The sequence below is a fragment of the Rickettsia endosymbiont of Gonocerus acuteangulatus genome (assembly GCF_964026435.1).
Lineage (GTDB): Bacteria > Pseudomonadota > Alphaproteobacteria > Rickettsiales > Rickettsiaceae > Rickettsia.
The window spans coordinates 1,620,156-1,642,792 of sequence record NZ_OZ032147.1 but is presented as its reverse complement, the minus strand read 5'-3'; the positions used below and the strand labels follow the sequence as shown (position 1 = coordinate 1,642,792).

Genomic DNA, 22,637 nt, shown 5'->3' with positions numbered 1-22,637 from the left:
ATGACTTATAGTATGAGTTGGATTATACTAAATGAAAAACTTATGGCAAAGGCATATTCATACGATTTAAGAATACGAGTAATAAAAAGTTTAACAGATGGTAAAACAATAAAAGAGACTTCAGAGATATACTCTATTAGTAGGAAGACTATAATAGAGTGGAAAAAATTAAAGAAACAAACTGGGGATGTCAAAGCAAAAAGTGGTTATCATACAGGACATCGTAGAATAATAAGAGACATAGAGGGATTTAAAAAATTTATAGAATTAAATTTTGATAAAACCACCATGGAGCTATTAACCCACCAATGAAATACCTGACATAATAATTGCAAATAGTAAAGTATAATGTTAGAATAAAATCATGCTAAAAAAAGAAGATTTTAGGACATTATCAACGAGTGCACAAGCAGCTTTAAGAAAAGTTGCATTAAGAGCAATTGATAAAGGAGAAAAACAATTAGATGTAGCAAGTCTTATAGGAGTAACACGTCAGACTATTAATAACTGGGTGAGCAAAAGAAGAAGAGGTGATAAATATGCAGTAACTGGAAAGTCTAGAGGAAGAAAGACAGGAGAAAAAAGAATAATAAACGCAATGCTGTGTAAAAAAATACAAGATTATATAAATAACTCTAGACCAGAAGAGCAGAATATTAAATCTGCACTATGGTCAAGAAAATCTATTAATGCCCTAATTAAAAAATACTGTGGTTTCTTTTTGCCATTAAGCACGATTGGAGAATATTTAAGAAGATGGGGATATACTGCACAAAAACCAAAGAAATTAGCTTATGAACAACAGCCAAAACAAGTTCAAGTATGGCTAGATGAAAAATATCCTGCAATAGTAAAACAAGCACAAATGGAACAAGCAGAAATACACTGGGGTGATGAAGTGGGAATAAAATCAGAATGTCAGGTGTTACAAAGCTATTCTTTAAAAGGCAAAACACCCGTAGTTATTCATAAATCAAAACGATTTACTATAAATATGATATCAACTATTATGAACAATGGTAAACTAAGGTTCATGTTATATGAAGATACACTAAAAACAGATATATTTATAGAATTTCTAAGAAGATTAGTTAAATATGCAAAAAGGAAGATCTTTTTAATATTAGACAATTTAAAAGTACATCATAGTAAAAAAGTATACAACTGGACAAATAAGCATAAAGATAAAATTTCTTTGTTTTTTTTGCCTCCTTATACTCCACAACATAATCCAGATGAATACTTAAATAATGACTTAAAAAGAAATGTAAATAGAAAAATACCTCTTACAAAAGATGAGTTAAAACACAATCTTAAATCTTATTTACGTTGCTTACAGAACAATCCTAAACATATACAAAAATTATTCCAAGCTGATAATGTTAAATATGCCTCTTAAGTCAGGTATTTAATTGGTGGTTAATAGCTAATAACTGGAGTCAAAAAGTATCTGCAAGTACGATATCAAGATTGCTTAATAAATTAGGTTATAGTTATAAAAAAAACTTTTCTTCATCCCAAAAGGGATATTGGTCTAAGGAATGAGTTTATATTGAAACTAAAAACTATAGATAAACAAGATTTAGTATTTATCGATGAGTCTGGGATAGAAGATAATAGCTGTAGAGAACACGGGTGGAGCATTATCGGTCAAAGATGTTATGGTGAAAAGGTCTATCAACATAAATCACGGATTAGTATGATTGCTGGGCTGTGTGTCAAAGATATTATTGCCCCAATAATATTTGATGGGACATGTAATAAGGACATTTTTGAAACTTATGTACAAGAGATATTGATCAAGGAATTAAAGGCTGGTCAGATAGTAGTAATGGATAATATTAATTTTCATAAAAGTACAAAAGTGAAAACGTTAATTGAATCTGTTGGTTGCAGTATTTTATTTTTACCAACTTACTCTCCTGACTTAAATCCTATTGAGCATTACTGGTTTAAAATCAAGAATGAAATAAGAAAAACTATTTCTAATTTTGAGCACTTTTTTGATGCTGTTTACTATGCTCTTAAAAAATCACTACCTTATCGCATTAAGCTATACGTCAAAAAGTGATAGATTGGTTTGAACAAACCTTTGTCAGTAGGCTCAATAATCGTAATCGTGGTGCGATAGTTTTGGTTATGCAGCGTCTACATAGTGATGATTAAGTTGGATATTTGCTTTGAAAATGCAAGGACTAAGTAGAACAAAACCTATAAATTTTCTGCCCAAATTTGAGTCTTTCTAATTAAGTGTGTAAATTTTTCATAGGGCTTAAATTCTACCTTCAAATTTTATCAAAAAGTGAGCCATAGCTGCGTTCCAGTTTGGAATCGGCATAGCCCATTTCTTGGTCATATAATCAATTGCCAAATATAAGGTCTTAAAAACGGCATTATCATTTGGAAAAACCCGTTTATTCTTGGTAACCTTACGTAATTGGCTATTGACAGATTCTACACTATTTGTTGTGTATATTACTTTCCTTATCGCCTCAGGGTATCCTAGAAAAACCATTAAATTTTCCCAATGAACATACCAAGATTTAGCAATTTGTGGATACTGTTTACTCCATTTAGCTTCAAAAGATTCTAAAGCAAGATGTGCTTCTTCCTCTGTGCTAGCAGTATAAATAGGCTTTAAATCAGCCGCTAATTCTTTTCGGTCTTTATATGATACATATTTTAAACTATTTCTAATCTGATGTACAATACATAATTGATGTTCGGTTTTCGGAAAAACTGCCTCTATCGCCTCAGACATACCGGTTAAATTATCACTGCAAGCAATAAGCATGTCTTGCATACCTCTGTTCTTCATCTCAGTAAAATTACCAAGCCAAAATTTTGCTCCTTCATTTTCACTGATCCACAATCCTAAAATATCCTTCCTGCCAGATAAATCAATACCTAATGCTACATATACAGACTTATTGATAATTCGTTTATCTTGACGTACTTTTACTACTAAACAGTCAAAAAATACTATAGCATATACTCGATCCAATGGTCGGCTTTGCCATATCTTGACATCCTCAATTACATCATCAGTAATTTGACTTATCAAACTTTCGCTAACGTCAGCTCCATACAATTCTTGTATTTGAATCTTAATATCAGATAAGCTCATTCCTTTAGCGTATAACGATATTATTTTATCATCAAATCCTTCAATACGTCTTTGACGCTTTGGAATTAATGCAGGTTCAAATGTACTACTTCTATCCCTTGGAACCTCAATCTCTATAACTCCATTATTTGTTACTAGATTCTTTACATTCTTACCATTACGAACATTATCACTATCAGTATGACAATATTTATCATATCCTAAGTGATTATTCATCTCTGACTGCAATGCCTTCTCTACAAGCCGTTTGGTTAATTGCTTTAATAAACCATCCTCTTTAAGTAATGTTGATATATCTGTATCATTATTTATTAATAAATCTATCGCTTGATTCATTGCTTCATTTTGTTTTTGGTGCATATAATTTCTCCTTTTGTTATATTATATTTTTATATAACCTTTGAGAAATTCCCACACTTATTTGGACAGAGCCCCAAATTTCATTGGGGGTTTTATAACCAAAAATCTTTCTTGGCATGTTATTTAAAATCTCAGCAACATTGTCAAGACCTCTTTGTGTAACGGTAGTAATATCTGTATTTTTAGGTAAAATTCTATGAATCATAGAATTCATTTTTTCCACTAATGCTTTTTGTCTAGGGCGGTATGGATCACAAAAGAAAGTTTGAAACCCAGATAGTCTATAGGCAACATGTCCCACAAACTCTTTGCCATTATCCATAGTAATAGTCTTTCTCACACTATTTGGAAGAGTTTTTATCTTTCTTAAAAAACCATTGGTAACTGTTGTAGCTCTCTTGGAGTTATTCAGCACTAAAATAACAAAACTTACGCTATGTTTGGTTCTAAATATCGTAAAGATGGAGAACGCAGCTGTTGTTGCATATAGTCATCTAAAAGCCCTAACTTTATTTGGTAAACCGTTTTACCGATTGTATTTGCAGTCCTTTTGAGAAATGCCCAAACTAAAAATGCCCAACTAATATGATTACGTTGAATACGCTGTTTCCTGCATTGACAACGTTCTATCCCAGTAAGTTGCTTAATTTCTCTGTGCATGCTCTCAATTACCCATCGAAAGCCACACTCATCTTGTGCAGCTTTAGAAGATTTTTGAGTTTTGTTATTGGTAACAACATACTCAACTCTGTTGGTAGAAACAGTAAATTTAAACAAATTAACATGCTTATTTTTAGCAAAGCCTTTTATATGAATCTCTACTCCATGCCTGATCTCTTCATCTGAAAATGTCAACTCTTTTACAGCTTTATAAGGTTTAGAATCGTGTGTTTTACTAACGTTTCTATTGGCTTTAATAGGGGCATAATAATATTTCCCCAGAGAGTCAACATGTTGCATAATTTTGTGTGTAGAATACCATGTGTCAAAAAGTACTGTTTGAAAAGGAATCTTCTTGCTATAAACAGCATTATTTAACATGTTTAATAGGTGTTCTAGTTTTGTTGCTCCATCATGATCAGGTGCAAAAATTCGATAATCTATTACCCAAAACTTATTAATATCAGGGTTATAATATACCAGACTCACTACTCCTATACCTTTAGTAACTCTACCTGTAGCTCCACTGTACTGCGATCTTGCAATTTCTATTTGCTTCGTATTCCTTTTATTTAAAACCGTATCATCAAATATTGTATATCCATTAGATGAAAAAATAACATCATTCTTGATGTGTTCCCATAACAAAGAAGGTGTATATTTTTCATTCCTTAAAAATCTATTAATAACATCATGACTACATTTCTTTGCATGTTCAGCGCGTAGTAGGTTAAACTATAATTCTTTTGGCTAACTATTAAAAATTGACAATAATCTGTCCTATTAATTGGTATTGCTTGCAACTTTATCCTCTTTGACATGTTTAATTATTTTTACAATAATTTATCACTTTTTTACTCATAGCGTAAGTTTTGATAATCTTTTGACTCTTTTTATCCACCAGTGCACCAATATTCATACTTTGATTATAGCATAAATCATTAAGATACTGACAATTTAATAGTATTAAAAACAGCATCATAAAATGTTTCAAAATCTCCTACAACTTTCCTAATTTCATTTTTTATCTTAAACCAGTAATGCTCTATAGGATTTAAATCAGGAGAGTAAGTTGGTAAATACAATATGGTACAACCAACGGATTCAATGAACTCTTTAACTTTAGAATTTTTATGAAAATTAATGTTATCCATAATAACGGTTTGCCCAGGTTGTAATTTTGTAATTAATACATCCCTAATATAAGTTTTAAAGACCTCTGTATTACAATTACCTTCAAATATTACAGGAGCAATAAGATTACCATTACAAAGACCAGCTATCATACTTATTCTAAATTTATGTTGATACACCTTTTCTCCATAACACCTTTGTCCTATAATGCTCCATCCATACTCTTTGCAAGCATTATCCTCTATTCCAGATTCATCAAGATATACTAATTTGTCTTTTGTGATGGTTTGTATCTTTGCTATAAATTCATTTCTTAATTTAATATCTCTTTTCGGATGAAAATGAGTTTTGTTTATAGCTATAGCCAAGTTTTCTGATTTGTCTTAAAATAGTTACAGATGCAATATTACCCCATTGCTTTGCTAACTCCTTTGATGTTTTATTCATATTAGCTTTAAAAAATTCTTTAAAAGATTCTGAATCTTTTATCTTATGACTATGTCCTTTCTGATAACCAGTTGCTGCTTCTAAAGTACCTTGCTTATCTTTTAATTTTTTCCATTTATATATAGTATCACGACTTACATTAAATAATTTACTTACCTTACTTATTCGTATCCCTGCTTCTACAGCTTTTATAACTCTTAGTCTTAGTTCTATTGCATATGCTCGTGCCATATCTCTTTACATGCTTGTTAATATTTGCTTACTATAACATGATACTCTCGCTCTGTCAGTACCTTAATGACTTATGCTATACCTTTATGAAATGTAAGATCTGCCTCAAAATGCCCTACTTCTACCTTTTTCGTAGCTATTGCATCACGCTGATGTATTGAGATCCTTTGTGGTATAATGATCCTTTGATGCCTCTTCCCTCTTTCTTGCCTTTTATATCTTTTAGAAGGTAAATAGCTATATAACTTTAATTTAGCTGCTACTGCAGAAGTGTAAACAAATCTATATATACTTTCTGTACTGATACACAAAGCTGTATTTTTGTCTAGTTTTAACTTTCCGGCTATAGCATCCGGCGACCATTTCTTGCGAATCATAGCATTTTTAATATAATCTAACAACATAGGGTTCTTTTCTATTTTTAATAACTCTTGCTGATACATCCTGTTTTCATATTTTTCCTGAGCAACACAAGGCATATACTTATCTTTTACCTTATTTCTTTTTAGCTCCATACTAATAGTGCTTTTAGACCTCGTAAGATGTTGTGCTATCTTATTAATACTGACTCCTAGGTCATACATTCTTTTTATCTCATATCTCTCTTCTCGAGATAAGTGTCTATATTTTCTGTTCATCATTACCTATTTAAAATCTTATTATTTTAAATAGGTTCTGTTCTACTTACTTATAGTATTTTCAGCTTAATAACAGCAATGCGTGGCATCATTTAAAAATTCCAGCTATTGCTGATTGTGATTATTCTTTTAAACTCACAGCTAATTCTTATATTAAAGGTGAAGTATTGGAGAGTTATAAAGAGCCTGCTGATATTGCTTAGCAAAATTAGAGCATGAAATAGGTAGCTATAATTACCATGCTCAATATTTGCAAGAGCCTATACCGCAAGGCTCATCACTGCTTAATATCGAAGATATTAGTTTTTATGAAAGTTTGCCTGAGAAGTTTGATTATTTCATCCAAAGCTGGGATACGGCAATTAAAATTTTTGAAGATTCAGATTATAGCGTCTGCACTATATGGGGTATTTTAGGGCAGAAATATTATTTAGTATCATTAATACGAAAAAGAATTAATTATCCTGAATTGAAGAATTTGACAGAAAAATTAGCCAATCAATATAAGCCGAGATTTATATTGATAGAAGACAAAGCAAGCGGTCAGCAACTAATTCAAGATTTAGGTTTTTTAGCTGACAATATTAGAGTGATAGGGATTAAGCCTAAGTTTGATAAAGTTACGAGATTTGCTGCAGTAGTGCCTTTATTTCAAGCCGGTATAGTGTTAATACCTAAACCATCAACCATAGCCTTAAAGGAATTACTAAACTTCCCGCATATAAAAAATGACGATATAGTAGACTCAGTTAGCCAATTTTTAAATTTCATGAAAGATAAATCATTAAAACTACCTGCAAGAATCAGGAGTTTGTAGTTAATTATTAAGGAATAGAGACGAGTTTCCAAATTTCCAAGCTAAAAATATTTTAATTGACAATTAGGAATAAGTTACCATATATTTAATTGCTTAAACTATTTTAAATAGAATTATAGTGTATGTTAAATTATCCACAAAATGAGAAAAAAATATAGCATATGCAAAAGGAACAACTACTATTACAGAGGCTCTAAGGTTCGTAATGAAAGATATAATATGGTTATATCCAAAGTCTAGATTAATTCTTGAGTATAATCAAAAAATGTTAGAGAATGCATCCGATACTGATATAATAGAATATACACTTCAAAATAATGAATATGTACTCTCAGGTGTTGTGCTTCCTGAACAAGTATAAATTAGCCGTAAATTTTGTAAGATTTGTATGGGTATAGTTATATATAAATTAGCAATATATTTAACAGAAACTTAAACTTAATAGCAATCCGGCATAATGATTTGCTTTAAATCTTGTCATGCAATTAGCTGGATTATGAATGTCTAAAGTTGCTATTTGTAGTATTAATAAGGTTGAAGCACCGAGGATAGGTAGATAGTCTAGATTATAGCCGGCAGCTGAAATAAATAATAAAATAAATCCAACGTAAAATATATAAAGCCAAAATTTATATGCTTTATTTTCTAAATAAATGCTTAAGGATTTCACTCCTATTTCCTTATCGTCCTTTATATCCATAAATCCATATATCGTATCATACCCCATCGTCCATAAACAGCAGGCTAAATACATCGTAATTGCTGCTATATCAAGCTTATTCTGAACTGCTGTATAGGCTATTAGCGTTCCTAAATTAAATGTAAAACCTAAAAAAACTTGGGGGAGATAAGTAACACGCTTCATTAGCGGATATATACTAATCATAATTACTGCGAAAAAACCTATATATATGGCTGTCTTATTCAAAGCTAGCAAAGTAAAAAGCGAGATTACACCAAGAATAAAAAGTATAGCAATAGCATATTTTATAGACAAAGTACCGCTAGCTAGAGGGCGGTTTTTAGTCCTTGCAACATACTTATCGAATTTTCGGTCAAATATATCATTGATAATACATCCGCTACTTCTTGTTGTAATGCTACCTAGGATAAATAGTGGGAGTAAATATATTAAATCTTCTCTAGACGGATTGGCAAGCAGTAAACCAAATAAGGCAGGGAAGAAGACCAGTAAATAAGCTACCGGCTTATCTGCTCGCATTAATTTTAAAGTTAATAAGAATTTATGCATGATTTTTTGGCTTTCAGATGATTATTATGTTTAGTTTATCTATCATCGGATGGTAAATTAATGCAAATATAGCTGAATTAGCTAAAGATATTATAGGAAAATATACAAATATGTATAATGAATTTAATATTTAGTATATTTGTGATTAATTGCGAATGATTTGAATGGTGGAAGCAAGTAGTACGATTTGCTAACCACCATGGATAAAAGACAGTATATAAATGATACCTTTCAAAACTTACGCTATGTTTGGTTCTAAATATCGTAAAGATGGAGAACGCAGCTGTTGTTGCATATAGTCATCTAAAAGCCCTAACTTTATTTGGTAAACCGTTTTACCGATTGTATTTGCAGTCCTTTTGAGAAATGCCCAAACTAAAAATGCACAACTAATATGATTACGTTGAATACGCTGTTTCCTGCATTGACAACGTTCTATCCCAGTAAGTTGCTTAATTTCTCTGTGCATGCTCTCAATTACCCATCGAAAGCCACACTCATCTTGTGCAGCTTTAGAAGATTTTGAGTTTTGTTATTGGTAACAACATACTCAACTCTGTTGGTAGGAACAGTAAATTTAAACAAATTAACATGCTTATTTTTAGCAAAGCCTTTTATATGAATCTCTACTCCATGCCTGATCTCTTCATCTGAAAATGTCAACTCTTTTACAGCTTTATAAGGTTTAGAATCGTGCGTTTTACTAACGTTTCTATTGGCTTTAATAGGGGCATAATAATATTTCCCCAAAGAGTCAACATGTTGCATAATTTTGTGTGTAGAATACCATGTGTCAAAAAGTACTGTTTGAAAAGGAATCTTCTTGCTATAAACAGCATTATTTAACATGTTTAATAGGTGTTCTAGTTTTGTTGCTCCATCATGATCAGGTGCAAAAATTCGATAATCTATTACCCAAAACTTATTAATATCAGGGTTATAATATACCAGACTCACTACTCCTATACCTTTAGTAACTCTACCTGTAGCTCCACTGTACTGCGATCTTGCAATTTCTATTTGCTTCGTATTCCTTTTATTTAAAACCGTATCATCAAATATTGTATATCCATTAGATGAAAAAATAACATCATTCTTGATGTGTTCCCATAACAAAGAAGGTGTATATTTTTCATTCCTTAAAAATCTCAAAACTTACGCTATGTTTGATATAATGCCCATGAATTAAGGGATATTATGAAGTGCTTCACTATAAAACATTGCTGTGTAATAAGAGTTTTTAGCATATTTGCTATAACATAGCGTAAGTTTTGATCTATTAATAACATCATGACTACATTTCTTTGCATGTTCAGCGTAGTAGGTTAAACTATAATTCTTTTGGCTAACTATTAAAAATTGACAATAATCTGTCCTATTAATTGGTATTGCTTGCAACTTTATCCTCTTTGACATGTTTAATTATTTTTACAATAATTTATCACTTTTTTACTCATAGCGTAAGTTTTGCTTTTTTATGCAACAAAATTTACAAGCAACATGAATTTAAGGGGAGCAAATTGTCCTTGTCCGTTTTTCAGCCAAACGTACTATCTATTCCAAGGACATTAGTATCATCATTTATGCTTTGTTGTTCTATTAATTCCTCAAGCTCTTCTTTTATGCCCATAAATTTTGACGCTGCAAACTTATTATCTAAAAGCTTCTGTATATCAGTTATTATTTGGTCTCGGTCGATTGTCCTAGTAAGAAGAGGAGTTTTTTGTATTATATACTTTATAGTATCTTCTACTATAGATTTATTTTTAATGTTAGCATCGTTAGCTATTTTATCGTTTAACTTATCTACTAACTTTTGAAAACTATTATGTTCTTCCAATAAATTTTTATTTCGCTGTAAATATTTCTCGATTATAATTTGACTTTGTTGATCTATATTATTTTGCTTTAAATCTATATGCGTAATGGTGGTATTTTCTTTTAAAGCTTCAATAATTGCGTTTATTCCTACAGTCCCTATATAATTTGCATTAAGGCAAAGGTGGGTAAGAGTCTTAAGTTGTAAAACTTCGGCTAATATTGATATTTTTTGATCACCTAAATCACATCCGCTAAAATCAAGTTTCTTTAGTTGTGTACTTGTTTTTAGAGCTTCAGTAATAATTTTTATACTTTGATCACTTATAGTGCTACCCATAAAATCGATAGCAGTAATCGTTTTAATAACTTTTAATTTATCTGCAACTAATTTAGCAAAATCATCTGTTATTATTTGATAACAAAGACTGACAGCTGTAGGATCGTGAAAAAATTTATTTACTATTTCAGCAAGTTCGTCATTTTCTGAAAGTATTTGTTTTTTCTGTTCTTCATATTTCTTTTCTGCTTTTTTTTGATTTTTTTCGTATAATTCTAATTTATCTTGGTCATATGATATAAGTTTTATTGCAGCTTTATATTTTTCTATGGCTTCACTATATTTTTCTTGATTGTATAAATCATCGCCTGCGGCATTCAAACTTTCTGCTTTTTTCTCTGCTAAATCTTTGTTTCTGACTAGATATTTGTTAATTCTTCTTAATATTGAGCCTATTTTGTTACTTGAAAGATAAAGTGATGTAAGAGTAGAATTATCTTTTAGAACTCTAGCTAGTTCCGTTGCTCCGGCTTCGCCTATGTTGTTCTCTGAAAGATCAAGCGATTTATCATCTTTGCTTAAGTTATCTGCTTTGTGCTTTAATCCTCTTGTTTCTAAAAATTCTATTAAGTTTTCATGTGGTGTTTTTATTGTTGTTACTTCTTGCGTAATTTGAGACTGTCCCTTAAACATAATTATACTCTTATCAAATTCTATAATTTTTAATGTTTTGTTAAAAACGAGCTATAGACGAAATAATAATAAGGAGTTTTAAGAAATCAATGGAAATTTAACCAAGGATATAAATTAATGAATTAGGGATAATTTGTGAAATGTAAATATTAATATAGGATAAAGGAAAATAATAGAGAGTTTTAATAATTAGTAATGAATACCACTTATAATTATAATAAAATATTTAAGAAACTTTTATTAAGATGTAAATATGATGGTATTTTAGGCAGAGCTAAAAACCGCTGCTGTAGCTGCTTCGCTCAAGAACAATGACCGCTCTATATTACGACGCTTTACTAAGCCTTGCAGCGTAACGCCGCCTTTAGCTTTTACCCATCGCAGCAACTCATCGGCAGCGTTTGAGTATTCGCCTCGGTTAAGTTTCTGCCGCAAGGTTGATGCTTGAAATGCACCACTACCGCAGTTAAAGATGAACGAAATTAAAATGGATTATTGGCTTTTAGTTAATAGTAAGTTAGTACTATTAAGAAACATATCACTGGTAAAGGTAACGCTACTAAATATGACTTAATAGAAGCTGTTAAAAGAAAGGATTTAAGCCGGTTGATAATAACAAAGCCGATTATGGAAAAGAATAGCTTATGAGTTGATTATTTTTTTATACTGTCTCAATATTAAAATTAAGTATTTTGGAACCTATAAGAAACATATATTTTTTTAGAAGATTTAAGAAAGGCTGAAAAGCCTTAAAGTAACTGGTGGAGCCAGGGGGAATCGAACCCCCGACCTTTTGAATGCCATTCAAACGCTCTACCAACTGAGCTATGACCCCAATAAAAAGATAATTGTTTATACTCTAATAATGATATTAAATCTATAAGTTTTTTATGTGTTGTGTTAAGATATTGTCATTGTGAGGAGATTCGGGAGTTGTTGCATGGCTTGTTTATGTCATTGCGAGCGAATTAAATGAGCGTGGCAATCCAGAAAAAAATAAAAAATACTAATAATATGGCCCTGTATGCAATGACAGATATTATTGCCGAGGGGTGACAGTTTTCTTTGCCGATAATAAAATAGACATCTAAACAAATTAATTAGTTGCAAAGATGTCTGGGAAAAGAATAACACACCAACAAGTAAAGGTATATATGACATTAAGAAAAGCAGGTTTAAACCAAGTTATTGCATCAGCTAAAGCAGGATTTTCAGAACGTACTGCTAGAAATATAGAAAGAAGAGGGCTACCACAAAAACAATATAAAAAAGTTTCTAAACGTATTAATGATCCTTTAGACAAAGTGTGGGAACCAATTATAGTGCCTTTATTAGAACAAATACCACATTTAACATCATTAACATTATTAGAATATCTACAGGATCATCATCCTGGAGAATATCCGGATAGTATACAAAACTTACGCTATGAGTAAAAAAGTGATAAATTATTGTAAAAATAATTAAACATGTCAAAGAGGATAAAGTTGCAAGCAATACCAATTAATAGGACAGATTATTGTCAATTTTTAATAGTTAGCCAAAAGAATTATAGTTTAACCTACTACGCTGAACATGCAAAGAAATGTAGTCATGATGTGTTATTAATAGATTTTTAAGGAATGAAAAATATACACCTTCTTTGTTATGGGAACACATCAAGAATGATGTTATTTTTTCATCTAATGGATATACAATATTTGATGATACGGTTTTAAATAAAAGGAATACGAAGCAAATAAAAATTGCAAGATCGCAGTACAGTGGAGCTACAGGTAGAGTTACTAAAGGTATAGGAGTAGTGAGTCTGGTATATTATAACCCTGATATTAATAAGTTTTGGGTAATAGATTATCGAATTTTTGCACCTGATCATGATGGAGCAACAAAACTAGAACACCTATTAAACATGTTAAATAATGCTGTTTATAGCAAGAAGATTCCTTTTCAAACAGTACTTTTTGACACATGGTATTCTACACACAAAATTATGCAACATGTTGACTCTCTGGGGAAATATTATTATGCCCCTATTAAAGCCAATAGAAACGTTAGTAAAACACACGATTCTAAACCTTATAAAGCTGTAAAAGAGTTGACATTTTCAGATGAAGAGATCAGGCATGGAGTAGAGATTCATATAAAAGGCTTTGCTAAAAATAAGCATGTTAATTTGTTTAAATTTACTGTTTCTACCAACAGAGTTGAGTATGTTGTTACCAATAACAAAACTCACAAATCTTCTAAAGCTGCACAAGATGAGTGTGGCTTTCGATGGGTAATTGAGAGCATGCACAGAGAAATTAAGCAACTTACTGGGATAGAACGTTGTCAATGCAGGAAACAGCATATTCAACGTAATCATATTAGTTGTGCATTTTTAGTTTGGGCATTTCTCAAAAGGACTGCAAATACAATCGGTAAAACGGTTTACCAAATAAAGTTAGGGCTTTTAGATGACTATATGCAACAACAGCTGCGTTCTCCATCTTTACGATATTTAGAACCAAACATAGCGTAAGTTTTGTGAAAATTAATATTATCCATTACTACTATCTGACCAGCCTTTAATTCCTTGATCAATATCTCTTGTACATAAGTTTCAAAAATGTCCTTATTACATGTCCCATCAAATATTATTGGGGCAATAATATCTTTGACACACAGCCCAGCAATCATACTAATCCGTGATTTATGTTGATAGACCTTTTCACCATAACATCTTTGACCGATAATGTTCCACCCGTGTTCTCTACAGCTATTATCTTCTATCCCAGACTCATCGATAAATACTAAATCTTGTTTATCTATAGTTTTTAGTTTCAATATAAACTCATTCCTTAGACCAATATCCCTTTTGGGATGAAGAAAAGTTTTTTTTATAACTATAACCTAATTTATTAAGCAATCTTGATATCGTACTTGCAGATACTTTTTGACTCCAGTTATTAGCTAGCTCCATGGTGGTTTTATCAAAATTTAATTCTATAAATTTTTTAAATCCCTCTATGTCTCTTATTATTCTACGATATCCTGTATGATAACCACTTTTTGCTTTGACATCCCCAGTTTGTTTCTTTAATTTTTTCCACTCTATTATAGTCTTCCTACTAATAGAGTATATCTCTGAAGTCTCTTTTATTGTTTTACCATCTGTTAAACTTTTTATTACTCGTATTCTTAAATCGTATGAATATGCCTTTGCCATAAGTTTTTCATTTAGTATAATCCAACTCATACTATAAGTCACTACCTTATCGCATTAAGCTATAGTATCTTCAAAACTAAAATATCTGACTTCATAATTAACGCCGTTAATAGTTACTTTCGAACTGCAAATTTCAGGATGAGCAGAAGAAGAGGAGGTAGCATTTGCTATTTGCGGCATTACGTCCAACAGTTCTTTTAATTTTAAATTTCCTTCAGTGCCATACATTGCAGCTGATAAAATTAGAAGAATAAATAAACTTGAGAAATATTTTTTAAACATAATTTTACTATTATACTAAATCTGAAATATTTTTACTGTCACCTATAACTTTTTTAGCAAGCTCTAAGTTATTACTTTTAGCAATTATATGAATAATATTACTACTTAAAGGAGCCGGCTTTATACCATTATCGGTTAAATCAACAGATTCTGAATATATTACAAAATACCCTTTAATAATTTCTCTTACTTCTTCCCAGCTATATTGAGATCAAGAAAAGTTCCACAATGTTTTCATAAATAACCCTCTTATCAATTACTTTCTGTTCCTATTGGATGATCGCCTAAAATTTCTTGCTCATCAGGACTAGTTGAATCCATATTTAATAAGCTTTCTACTAACTTTTCAATTGGAACATTGTCATTAAGAACCTCTGTTTGTCTCTTTTTAATTTGATCTAAAACAGTTTGGTATTTTGAATCTTCTAAACATTCAAAACTTACGCTATGTTATAGCAAATATGCTAAAAACTCTTATTACACAGCAATGTTTTATAGTGAAGCACTTCATAATATCCCTTAATTCATGGGCATTATATCAAACATAGTGTAAGTTTTGCATTTATTTTGATAATATTCAATTAATTTTTCAAAGAAATCTTTTCCAGTTTGTGTGGTTTCTGAATCTTTTAATATTACTGTATTTACTTGAGGTAATTTCATGCTGAGTTCAAGAAAATATTTGGTCATATCCAAATCAAGTTTACTAACACTCAATTCTATAATAGTTTTGATGCCTGATGTTACAGTAAAGAGGCTTAAAGTATTATCATCTTTATTAAATCTCTTTTGGGTATATTCCCCGCCGCTTGCGGCGTAATATGGCGGAATGAGCAAATATATACATAAAAGTCATAATGTTACGGTACTGCTGTATCACATGGTATTTCCAGCAAAATATCGCCGAGCAGTGTTTGACGTATCAGTTGATCAAGTATTACGAGAAATATGTTTAGAGATAGAAAAGAGATATCAAATAAAATTTTTAGAAATAGGGGTTGATGAAGATCATGTCCATTTTTTGGTACAATCTGTACCAACCTATAGCGTAACAAAAATAGTAACAACAATTAAAAGTGTTACAGCTCGTCAAATATTTAGACAGTGTCCACAGGTAAAGAAACAATTATGGGGTGGAGAATTTTGGACTGATGGATATTTTACGAGTACGGTAGGTAAGCATGGAAATGAGAATATGATAGGAAAATACGTAAAAAACCAAGGCAAGGAATATCAGAAACTGCATGAGGATCATCAGCTAGCTTTCTTCTAAAATACCCCGCTGCTTGCGGCGGGGATTACTTTTATTAGAACACTATCATCCTCTATTTTTGGAATTGGTATATTTATATCAGCACCTTGATTTACTAAAAATTTTACTAATTCTAAATTTTGATCTAAACAAGCTATATGAAGTGCTTTGAAAATACTATAAGTAAGTAGAACAGAACCTATTTAAAATAATAAGATTTTAAATAGGTAATGATGAACAGAAAATATAGACACTTATCTCGAGAAGAGAGATATGAGATAAAAAGAATGTATGACCTAGGAGTCAGTATTAATAAGATAGCACAACATCTTACGAGGTCTAAAAGCGCTATTAGTATGGAGCTAAAAAGAAATAAGGTAAAAGATAAGTATATGCCTTGTGTTGCTCAGGAAAAATATGAAAACAGGATGTATCAGCAAGAGTTATTAAAAATAGAAAAGAACCCTATGTTGTTAGATTATATTAAAAATGCTATGATTCGCAAGAAATGGTCGCCGGATGCTATAGCCGGAAAGTTAAAACTAGACAAAAATACAGCTTTGTGTATCAGTACAGAAAGTATATATAGATTTGTTTACACTTCTGCAGTAGCAGCTAAATTAAAGTTATATAGCTATTTACCTTCTAAAAGATATAAAAGGCAAGAAAGAGGGAAGAGGCGTCAAAGGATCATTATACCAGAAAGGATCTCAATACATCAGCGTAATGCAATAGCTACGAAAAAGGTAGAAGTAGGGAATTTTGAGGCAGATCTTACATTTCATAAAGGTAATCAAAGTATGAATATTGGTGCACTGGTGAATAAAAAGAGTCAAAAGATTATTTTAGTGCTGAATAACTCCAAGAGAGCTACAACAGTTACCAATGGTTTTTTAAGAAAGATAAAAACTCTTCCAAATAGTGTGAGAAAGACTATTACTATGGATAATGGCAAAGAGTTTGTGGGGCATGTTGCCTATAGACTATCTGGGTTTCAAACTTTCTTTTGTGATCCATACCGCCCTAGACAAAAAGCATTAGTGGAAAAAATGAATTCTATGATTCATAGAATTTTACCTAAAAATACAGATATTACTACCGTTACACAAAGAGGTCTTGACAATGTTGCTGAGATTTTAAATAACATGCCAAGAAAGATTTTTGGTTATAAAACCCCCAATGAAATTTGGGCAGAAAATTTATAGGTTTTGTTCTACTTAGTCCTTGCATTTTCAGCTTTTTTCCTTGATGCACAGATGCATTAACATCAATATTCTCAACTTCTAAAATCTTTTTAATAAGGTTTAAATCACCGCTGAGTAATCCTATATATAAAAGGTTTAAATTCTCAATAAAAGTAATCCCCGCCGCAAGCAGCGGGGTATTTTAGAAGAAAGCTAGCTGATGATCCTCATGCAGTTTCTGATATTCCTTGCCTTGGTTTTTTACGTATTTTCCTATCATATTCTCATTTCCATGCTTACCTACCGTACTCGTAAAATATCCATCAGTCCAAAATTCTCCACCCCATAATTGTTTCTTTACCTGTGGACACTGTCTAAATATTTGACGAGCTGTAACACTTTTAATTGTTGTTACTATTTTTGTTACGCTATAGGTTGGTACAGATTGTACCAAAAAATGGACATGATCTTCATCAACCCCTATTTCTAAAAATTTTATTTGATATCTCTTTTCTATCTCTAAACATATTTCTCGTAATACTTGATCAACTGATACGTCAAACACTGCTCGGCGATATTTTGCTGGAAATACCATGTGATACAGCAGTACCGTAACATTATGACTTTTATGTATATATTTGCTCATTCCGCCATATTACGCCGCAAGCGGCGGGGAATATACCCAAAAGAGATTTAATAAAGTCTTAGAAGAACATAATAAGATTTTTGCTATTTCGCTCCAGCTATATTGAGACCAAGAAATATCTTTAAGTGTTTTTGTGGGATAGATTATTTCAGGTAAATATTTTTTAGTAAGTTCTGTCTTTAAAGTTTGAGGTAAAAAACTAATATCTTCATAGGTTGCATCTTTTATGAGTGAAAGCATACATAAAGTTTTTAACTTTAGATTACACCCTAGTCCTGCATCTTTAAAGTTTCTTATTCCTGTGTAATTATTTAATGCTTCTTCTAAATTAGTCTTCAATTCATCATCTCTAAAATATGAATTAATCTCTAAAAATTCCTGTAAAGAGTAAAGATCGTTAATATGCTTTGCAAAAAGTTCTGGAGTTTCTTTAAAATCTCTTGGCAATGTTTGTATTTTTTTATTAGCAAAAACTATAATGTGATTAGGCGTTATACCTTCATTTATTAAATCGTTATTAAAATTATTTCCTTGAAATAGTTGTTCCAGTTTAGTGTTAATCAATTTTTTATAAAGTTTTATCCTAGTTCTGAAATTATTTAAGCTTTGTACTAATGCAAGATCTGTTTTTATATCATGGTTAAACATTGATCCTGCTCTAACACTATGTAAGCTAGGAACTTCAATAATACCGACTGGTTTAGGCGGTATCTCTGCTCCTTGCGTTATCAAATATTCTGCAATTTCTTGATTAATACATTTGAAACTCAAATCCATTGCCGTATGATTATTATCATTTTTTGCACTAATATCAGCTCCTTCTTCCTCTACTAAAAATTTCGTCATTTCAAGATTTCCTAAATAAGCTGCTATATGTAGTGCTGTCCAACCCTTTTCATCTTGCTTATTTATATCTATGTTCTCTTCGCTATTTAATAATATTTTCTTGAGAAGTGCTAGATCACCACTTTTTGCGGCTATATGAAGGAGATTATTATTAAAAGACTCTTCATCAGAAACTCTGACGCAATGAGCTTTAAGAATTTGCCATCTTTCCCACTAACTATATGATGACCAAGAAAGATCCTCTAATTGTTTCATATTAATAATAATTTAAAGAGTTAAGAAATATATAAATTATATTATATAAAAAAGCAATAATTTAATCGTAGGTTGTTAAAATTCTAAATTATCTACACCAAGTACTATGTTCATTTATTTTACCTATAAGCTTTTCTAAATGATCTGATAAGTATGGGCAATTGTTTTCTAAATGCTCGAATATTTCTTTTTCTTTAACTTTTTCAGCAAATTTTTTGTTAGAAAGGAGAGGTAAAGTAGATAAATCTGAAAATTCTCTATTTCACTGAGTTTTAAGATAGCGAGGTTCTTAAGGCTAAATATTGGTTTACTATCATTATCTAATGCTTTTACGATTTCTGGAAAACAATCTAATATATTATTTATATTTTTCAATTCCTTACTATCTTTATATTCTTCAAGAGTTTTTAAATACTTACTTAAATTATAAATTTCTACTAAATGAAGCTTTAAAGGTTTAGTTTTAAATTCAATATCATAAGGTTTTATAGATGCTTTCCATTTTAAAAAACTAGGTAAAAGTTTATTAGGAGTATCAATTGACATATTAGTAAAACTTTCATCGCGACATATTATTGTTAATGCTAGAGAATTTTTTGATTCTGCATCAGTGAACATTAATGCAGACTTCTTAATAAGTTCTATATTTAAATTAGTACCATATTGTAACAATAGCTTAACTACATCATGATACCCGTTCATTACTGCTTCAATTACAATAGGAATAGGATCAGAAAGTAAGTTTTCCGTTTTATCTTCTAGATCAGCTCCATGTTTGAGAAGAGACTTAACTATATTAACATGATTTTTATGAGCTGCTATCCTTAAAGGAGATTCCCCGCTCTGCTTCCTAATATTAGGATTTGCTCCGGCATTAAGAAATATATTTACTATATCTTCTTTACCTTCAAGGCACGCGTCATATAAAAGTGGATTAAGACCTATATAAGAAGTATCTGGACTCGCTCCTGCTTGCAGTAAAATGGATATTATATGTTTATTATTATCCAAATATGCAGTGCGTAAATAACTAGGGTCATAATATTTACTGTTTAAAAAATTAGGTATAGTTTTTAAAATATCTTCTAGAATGAAGGTGTATCCAAAGAGACAAGCTCGATCTATTTCTTTTTTAACAGCTTCTACTTGCATTTTTTATAGTCATCATATACAATAGGGAACATATTTGTACTTATTAAATTTATTGCTAATTTTTATGCTATATTTTATAAAATTCAACAATAAATTAATAATTTAATTCATATTAACTTTTCTAAATAATTAATAGAGTTGTTTAGGAATTATATAATTGGCTACAAATTAATTAAATTTATCAATAGATAAGCTTTTATACGATGTCTATGTTTTGCCTTAATAGTTTTAATTCCATCAATAATACTAATATATCATTAATATATAAAATAAGTACCTTTTAAATTAAAAGTAGAACAAAATTAAAATTTGTGATATAATAATACTAGACAGTTTTAAAAAATCAGTGTCATTGCAAGGAAAAATTAATGCTGTTGTATGGCTACTATGTCATTCCCGCTTAAGGCTTGCCCAGCGTGGATTGAAAAGCACTCTCGAGGTTATCTAGTTGCTTGTCCACGGCATCCAGAAAAATAGTTTAAAATACTAATTTTATTAGTATTTTTAACTGGCTCTAGTTCATAAATCACGGGATGACAGGAGAAAATGATCCACGCAGGCAAGTCTTACGGGGGATATTGCCTCTTACTATTATATCTAATTTCTTTAATAATTTTTCTTCGTCTATTTCATTAAATTTTTTTGCCATTTTTACTAATTCTTGCTCGTTTGTTAAATTGGCATTTCTAACTAAATATTTTGCTGATTCTACTGAATTCCATGTCAAATTAAGAAAAATAAGAGTTGTATTTGCTTTTAATGCTTTCTCAATTTCGTTTGCCCCTGTTTTATCTATATCGTTATTCCCAAGGTCAAGACCAATAAGAGTTTTATTAAGCTTAAAGCAGTTTCGCAAGCTCTATAGCTCCGTTTGTACTTATGTTATTACCAAACAAATCGAGCTGGATAATATTATTATCGCTTGCTAGCAATTTAGAGATTTCTTTAACATCTGTATCTGTAAGTCTTTTTTTTGAAAGATTAAGAATATCACCGCCATTTTTTAAACTTATTGCTTCTTCTGTAAAATCTTTTTCTTCTAGAAACTTTATTAAATTATCCATACATTTTGAGTTATATTATTATATTTACTCTTTTCTGTTATTATTTAAACTTTAAATTGCATCCGTTAAATTCCTATTCTTGAAGCTATTATAGCTATTTATATTGTATTTGCAATGATATTAATATAATTTTTTTTACTTTTGATTTACTGCTGAATAGAATAGCAGAAATTATAGATTATTTTATGAATAGTGATATAAAACAGGAAACTAAAAAGACTTGCAAATAAAATAAAGAATTTAGTGGGAAGTTTACAAGTTAAAAGTGGAGGTCTTCTATGTGCTTTAACATGTGGTACCCGCGGCCGGACTTGAACCGGCAAGAGCTTACGCTCCACGGATTTTAAGTCCGTTATGTCTACCATTTCATCACGCGGGCAATTAAAAATACAATACTGTATTTTGTTAAGTGGACAGATTAATAAAAAAAAGAAAAAAAAGCAAGAACTTTTATTTATTAATTACATAATAATAAAGGTCTAATGTAGGCAAATCAAATTTTGCCTGTAATATATTAACTAAAATAGTGACAAAATAGTAATAATATGATATAATTAGACCCAGAAAGTAATACTTTCTTTTGCATGTTATTGACAAATGCCGCAAGGTAAGATAGTTTTACATAGTGAATTTTTTATTAATCTTAATATTAAATGTAAGTCTGATCTTTAATTTTTTATTAAGCATAATTTAAATTCCAATAAGCAATTTCTATCTAAAAAGGTTTTTATGACTACAAATATAGTAGGTAAAGTTAAATGGTTTGATCCGATGAAAAATTTTGGATTTATTGAACAGAAAAATGGCGGCAAAGATGTGTTTGTACACAAATCTGCCGTAGACATAGCAGGTCTTGCAGATTTTAATGAAGGACAAGATGTAGTTTTTGATCTTGAAGAAAAGGATGGTAAAATTTCTGCAGTTAACCTCAGAATTAAATAAATATATTTGTACCAAAAACAGCTATCCAAAGTTTTTAAATTTTGGATAGCCTCGTCACCTTTTACAACAAAATATTAGATATTTTGTTTTGTCTTATAATAACCTTATACATGTCTTAAGCATTGGGATGATTTTATGCTTAAAAGTAAAAAAATATCATAATTGTGGTACTGTTAACAAATAATTTTAAAGCTAATTAAAATCTTTATTTGCTGTAAATTATAAGATTTTTTTGAAATAGGTTCGTTATTACTTCAAATCAATTAAAGCTATTTTGTTAATATGCTATAGATAATTTAATGGCTGCTATTAGTATATTTTTGTAATACAAAGATACTAAAGTCATTAT

At 30.5% G+C, this 22,637-nt stretch carries 32 protein-coding genes, 2 tRNA genes and 1 pseudogene; 11 read left to right on the top strand and 24 right to left on the bottom strand.

The window, feature by feature from the left end; genetic code table 11:
• Window positions 1–12: 12 nt before the first annotated feature.
• The 3 genes and pseudogenes from AAGD55_RS10220 to AAGD55_RS10210 all read left to right on the top strand — a co-directional run.
• Entirely contained in the window at window positions 13–312 is a 300-nt protein-coding gene (locus tag AAGD55_RS10220; protein WP_341791386.1) for an IS630 transposase-related protein, read from the top strand.
• 52 nt (window positions 313–364) lie between these two features.
• Window positions 365–1,399, top strand: a complete 1,035-nt coding sequence (locus tag AAGD55_RS10215) for an IS630 family transposase (protein WP_341791385.1) — start codon at window positions 365–367, stop codon at window positions 1,397–1,399.
• A gap of 83 nt (window positions 1,400–1,482) precedes the next feature.
• Window positions 1,483–2,071 (top strand): annotated as a pseudogene (locus AAGD55_RS10210) (IS630 family transposase); the annotation flags it as partial.
• Between the two features lie 201 nt (window positions 2,072–2,272).
• On the opposite strand, the gene AAGD55_RS10205 reads toward AAGD55_RS10210, so the two are convergent.
• The 6 genes from AAGD55_RS10205 to AAGD55_RS10180 all read right to left on the bottom strand — a co-directional run bounded on the left by AAGD55_RS10205 (window position 2,273) and on the right by AAGD55_RS10180 (window position 6,600).
• The gene (locus AAGD55_RS10205; RefSeq protein ID WP_341791384.1) at window positions 2,273–3,487 is read right to left on the bottom strand and encodes an IS256 family transposase; all 1,215 of its coding nucleotides are present in this window, start codon (window positions 3,485–3,487) and stop codon (window positions 2,273–2,275) included.
• 16 nt (window positions 3,488–3,503) lie between these two features.
• Entirely contained in the window at window positions 3,504–3,902 is a 399-nt protein-coding gene (locus AAGD55_RS10200; protein ID WP_341791383.1) for an IS30 family transposase, read from the bottom strand.
• Between the two features lie 14 nt (window positions 3,903–3,916).
• Window positions 3,917–4,834 carry a transposase gene (locus AAGD55_RS10195; RefSeq protein WP_410526135.1) on the bottom strand — a complete coding sequence of 306 codons (918 nt, stop codon included), beginning with the start codon at window positions 4,832–4,834 and terminating at the stop codon, window positions 3,917–3,919.
• Window positions 4,819–4,968 carry a hypothetical protein gene (locus AAGD55_RS10190; RefSeq protein WP_341791381.1) on the bottom strand — a complete coding sequence of 50 codons (150 nt, stop codon included), beginning with the start codon at window positions 4,966–4,968 and terminating at the stop codon, window positions 4,819–4,821. Before AAGD55_RS10190 ends, AAGD55_RS10195 begins: the two co-directional genes overlap by 16 nt.
• A 120-nt stretch (window positions 4,969–5,088) precedes the next feature.
• A protein-coding gene (locus AAGD55_RS10185) for an IS630 family transposase (RefSeq protein ID WP_341791380.1) occupies window positions 5,089–5,959 on the bottom strand; the annotation gives its coding sequence in 2 pieces (ribosomal slippage) (window positions 5,089–5,631 and window positions 5,633–5,959; 870 coding nt in all).
• Window positions 5,960–6,030: 71 nt separating this feature from the next.
• A complete protein-coding gene (locus tag AAGD55_RS10180; RefSeq protein WP_341791379.1) occupies window positions 6,031–6,600 on the bottom strand; it encodes an IS30 family transposase in 570 nt (189 codons plus the stop codon).
• Between the two features lie 247 nt (window positions 6,601–6,847).
• Between AAGD55_RS10180 and terL the strand changes: the two genes are divergently transcribed.
• Window positions 6,848–7,414 carry a phage terminase large subunit gene (gene terL, locus AAGD55_RS10175; protein WP_341791378.1) on the top strand — a complete coding sequence of 189 codons (567 nt, stop codon included), beginning with the start codon at window positions 6,848–6,850 and terminating at the stop codon, window positions 7,412–7,414.
• 205 nt (window positions 7,415–7,619) lie between these two features.
• Complete coding sequence (locus AAGD55_RS10170) at window positions 7,620–7,775, top strand: hypothetical protein (RefSeq protein ID WP_341791377.1); 156 nt, start codon at window positions 7,620–7,622, stop codon at window positions 7,773–7,775.
• Between the two features lie 60 nt (window positions 7,776–7,835).
• Here AAGD55_RS10170 and ubiA read toward each other — a convergent pair whose 3' ends face one another.
• From ubiA to AAGD55_RS10135, 7 genes are all read right to left on the bottom strand, one after another.
• Window positions 7,836–8,666 (bottom strand): 4-hydroxybenzoate octaprenyltransferase, encoded by an 831-nt coding sequence (gene ubiA / locus AAGD55_RS10165; protein ID WP_341791376.1) that lies wholly within the window; start codon window positions 8,664–8,666, stop codon window positions 7,836–7,838.
• A 238-nt stretch (window positions 8,667–8,904) separates the two neighbouring features.
• The gene (locus AAGD55_RS10160; protein ID WP_341791151.1) at window positions 8,905–9,135 is read right to left on the bottom strand and encodes a hypothetical protein; all 231 of its coding nucleotides are present in this window, start codon (window positions 9,133–9,135) and stop codon (window positions 8,905–8,907) included.
• An 8-nt stretch (window positions 9,136–9,143) separates the two neighbouring features.
• Complete coding sequence (locus AAGD55_RS10155) at window positions 9,144–9,818, bottom strand: transposase (protein ID WP_341791375.1); 675 nt, start codon at window positions 9,816–9,818, stop codon at window positions 9,144–9,146.
• A gap of 33 nt (window positions 9,819–9,851) precedes the next feature.
• Window positions 9,852–10,082, bottom strand: coding sequence for a hypothetical protein (locus AAGD55_RS10150; protein ID WP_341791374.1), 231 nt, complete (start codon window positions 10,080–10,082; stop codon window positions 9,852–9,854).
• A gap of 121 nt (window positions 10,083–10,203) precedes the next feature.
• Complete coding sequence (locus AAGD55_RS10145) at window positions 10,204–11,457, bottom strand: ribonuclease inhibitor (protein WP_341791373.1); 1,254 nt, start codon at window positions 11,455–11,457, stop codon at window positions 10,204–10,206.
• Window positions 11,458–11,721: 264 nt separating this feature from the next.
• Window positions 11,722–11,946 (bottom strand): lysozyme, encoded by a 225-nt coding sequence (locus AAGD55_RS10140; protein ID WP_410526134.1) that lies wholly within the window; start codon window positions 11,944–11,946, stop codon window positions 11,722–11,724.
• Between the two features lie 270 nt (window positions 11,947–12,216).
• Window positions 12,217–12,292 (bottom strand) — tRNA-Ala (locus tag AAGD55_RS10135).
• Between the two features lie 319 nt (window positions 12,293–12,611).
• Here AAGD55_RS10135 and AAGD55_RS10130 point away from each other — a divergent pair.
• From AAGD55_RS10130 to AAGD55_RS10120, 3 genes are read left to right on the top strand one after another with little or no spacing between them, the layout of a single operon-like run.
• The gene (locus tag AAGD55_RS10130; protein ID WP_341791371.1) at window positions 12,612–12,893 is read left to right on the top strand and encodes a hypothetical protein; all 282 of its coding nucleotides are present in this window, start codon (window positions 12,612–12,614) and stop codon (window positions 12,891–12,893) included.
• A 33-nt stretch (window positions 12,894–12,926) separates the two neighbouring features.
• Window positions 12,927–13,076: a hypothetical protein gene (locus AAGD55_RS10125; protein ID WP_341791370.1), complete on the top strand. Its 150-nt coding sequence runs from the start codon at window positions 12,927–12,929 to the stop codon at window positions 13,074–13,076.
• Between the two features lie 23 nt (window positions 13,077–13,099).
• Entirely contained in the window at window positions 13,100–13,978 is an 879-nt protein-coding gene (locus AAGD55_RS10120) for a transposase (protein WP_341791369.1), read from the top strand.
• Here AAGD55_RS10120 and AAGD55_RS10115 read toward each other — a convergent pair.
• The 4 genes from AAGD55_RS10115 to AAGD55_RS10100 all read right to left on the bottom strand — a co-directional run bounded on the left by AAGD55_RS10115 (window position 13,918) and on the right by AAGD55_RS10100 (window position 15,784).
• Window positions 13,918–14,283 (bottom strand): transposase, encoded by a 366-nt coding sequence (locus AAGD55_RS10115; protein ID WP_341791368.1) that lies wholly within the window; start codon window positions 14,281–14,283, stop codon window positions 13,918–13,920. The genes AAGD55_RS10120 and AAGD55_RS10115 overlap by 61 nt on opposite strands.
• Before the next feature lie 7 nt (window positions 14,284–14,290).
• Window positions 14,291–14,695, bottom strand: coding sequence for a helix-turn-helix domain-containing protein (locus AAGD55_RS10110; RefSeq protein WP_341791367.1), 405 nt, complete (start codon window positions 14,693–14,695; stop codon window positions 14,291–14,293).
• A gap of 24 nt (window positions 14,696–14,719) precedes the next feature.
• Complete coding sequence (locus AAGD55_RS10105; protein WP_341791366.1) at window positions 14,720–14,947, bottom strand: hypothetical protein; 228 nt, start codon at window positions 14,945–14,947, stop codon at window positions 14,720–14,722.
• Window positions 14,948–15,466: 519 nt separating this feature from the next.
• Window positions 15,467–15,784, bottom strand: coding sequence for a hypothetical protein (locus AAGD55_RS10100; RefSeq protein WP_341791365.1), 318 nt, complete (start codon window positions 15,782–15,784; stop codon window positions 15,467–15,469).
• On the opposite strand from AAGD55_RS10100, the gene tnpA (AAGD55_RS10095) reads away from it, so the two are divergent.
• Window positions 15,777–16,220, top strand: coding sequence for an IS200/IS605 family transposase (tnpA, locus tag AAGD55_RS10095; protein WP_341790826.1), 444 nt, complete (start codon window positions 15,777–15,779; stop codon window positions 16,218–16,220). The two genes, AAGD55_RS10100 and tnpA (AAGD55_RS10095), sit on opposite strands and share 8 nt — an antisense overlap.
• On the opposite strand, the gene AAGD55_RS12455 is transcribed toward tnpA (AAGD55_RS10095), so the two are convergent.
• Entirely contained in the window at window positions 16,217–16,357 is a 141-nt protein-coding gene (locus tag AAGD55_RS12455) for an ankyrin repeat domain-containing protein (protein WP_410526133.1), read from the bottom strand. The genes tnpA (AAGD55_RS10095) and AAGD55_RS12455 overlap by 4 nt on opposite strands.
• Before the next feature lie 72 nt (window positions 16,358–16,429).
• Here AAGD55_RS12455 and AAGD55_RS10090 point away from each other — a divergent pair, with 72 nt between their 5' ends.
• Window positions 16,430–17,404, top strand: a complete 975-nt coding sequence (locus tag AAGD55_RS10090) for an IS30 family transposase (protein WP_341791364.1) — start codon at window positions 16,430–16,432, stop codon at window positions 17,402–17,404.
• A 181-nt stretch (window positions 17,405–17,585) separates the two neighbouring features.
• Here the strand turns inward: AAGD55_RS10090 and tnpA (AAGD55_RS10085) are convergent, their stop codons facing one another.
• The 6 genes from tnpA (AAGD55_RS10085) to AAGD55_RS10060 all read right to left on the bottom strand — a co-directional run bounded on the left by tnpA (AAGD55_RS10085) (window position 17,586) and on the right by AAGD55_RS10060 (window position 21,725).
• Window positions 17,586–18,029 carry an IS200/IS605 family transposase gene (gene tnpA / locus AAGD55_RS10085; protein ID WP_341790826.1) on the bottom strand — a complete coding sequence of 148 codons (444 nt, stop codon included), beginning with the start codon at window positions 18,027–18,029 and terminating at the stop codon, window positions 17,586–17,588.
• 9 nt (window positions 18,030–18,038) lie between these two features.
• Window positions 18,039–18,971 (bottom strand): ankyrin repeat domain-containing protein, encoded by a 933-nt coding sequence (locus tag AAGD55_RS10080; protein ID WP_341792587.1) that lies wholly within the window; start codon window positions 18,969–18,971, stop codon window positions 18,039–18,041.
• A 327-nt stretch (window positions 18,972–19,298) separates the two neighbouring features.
• A complete protein-coding gene (locus AAGD55_RS10075; RefSeq protein WP_341791363.1) occupies window positions 19,299–20,282 on the bottom strand; it encodes an ankyrin repeat domain-containing protein in 984 nt (327 codons plus the stop codon).
• 526 nt (window positions 20,283–20,808) lie between these two features.
• Entirely contained in the window at window positions 20,809–21,138 is a 330-nt protein-coding gene (locus AAGD55_RS10070; RefSeq protein ID WP_341791362.1) for a hypothetical protein, read from the bottom strand.
• Window positions 21,122–21,346 (bottom strand): hypothetical protein, encoded by a 225-nt coding sequence (locus AAGD55_RS10065; RefSeq protein WP_341791361.1) that lies wholly within the window; start codon window positions 21,344–21,346, stop codon window positions 21,122–21,124. The genes AAGD55_RS10070 and AAGD55_RS10065 overlap by 17 nt, the downstream gene beginning before the upstream one ends.
• A gap of 293 nt (window positions 21,347–21,639) precedes the next feature.
• Window positions 21,640–21,725, bottom strand: a tRNA-Leu gene (locus AAGD55_RS10060).
• Between the two features lie 350 nt (window positions 21,726–22,075).
• On the opposite strand from AAGD55_RS10060, the gene AAGD55_RS10055 reads away from it, so the two are divergent.
• Window positions 22,076–22,288, top strand: a complete 213-nt coding sequence (locus tag AAGD55_RS10055) for a cold-shock protein (protein WP_341791360.1) — start codon at window positions 22,076–22,078, stop codon at window positions 22,286–22,288.
• Window positions 22,289–22,637: the final 349 nt, after the last annotated feature.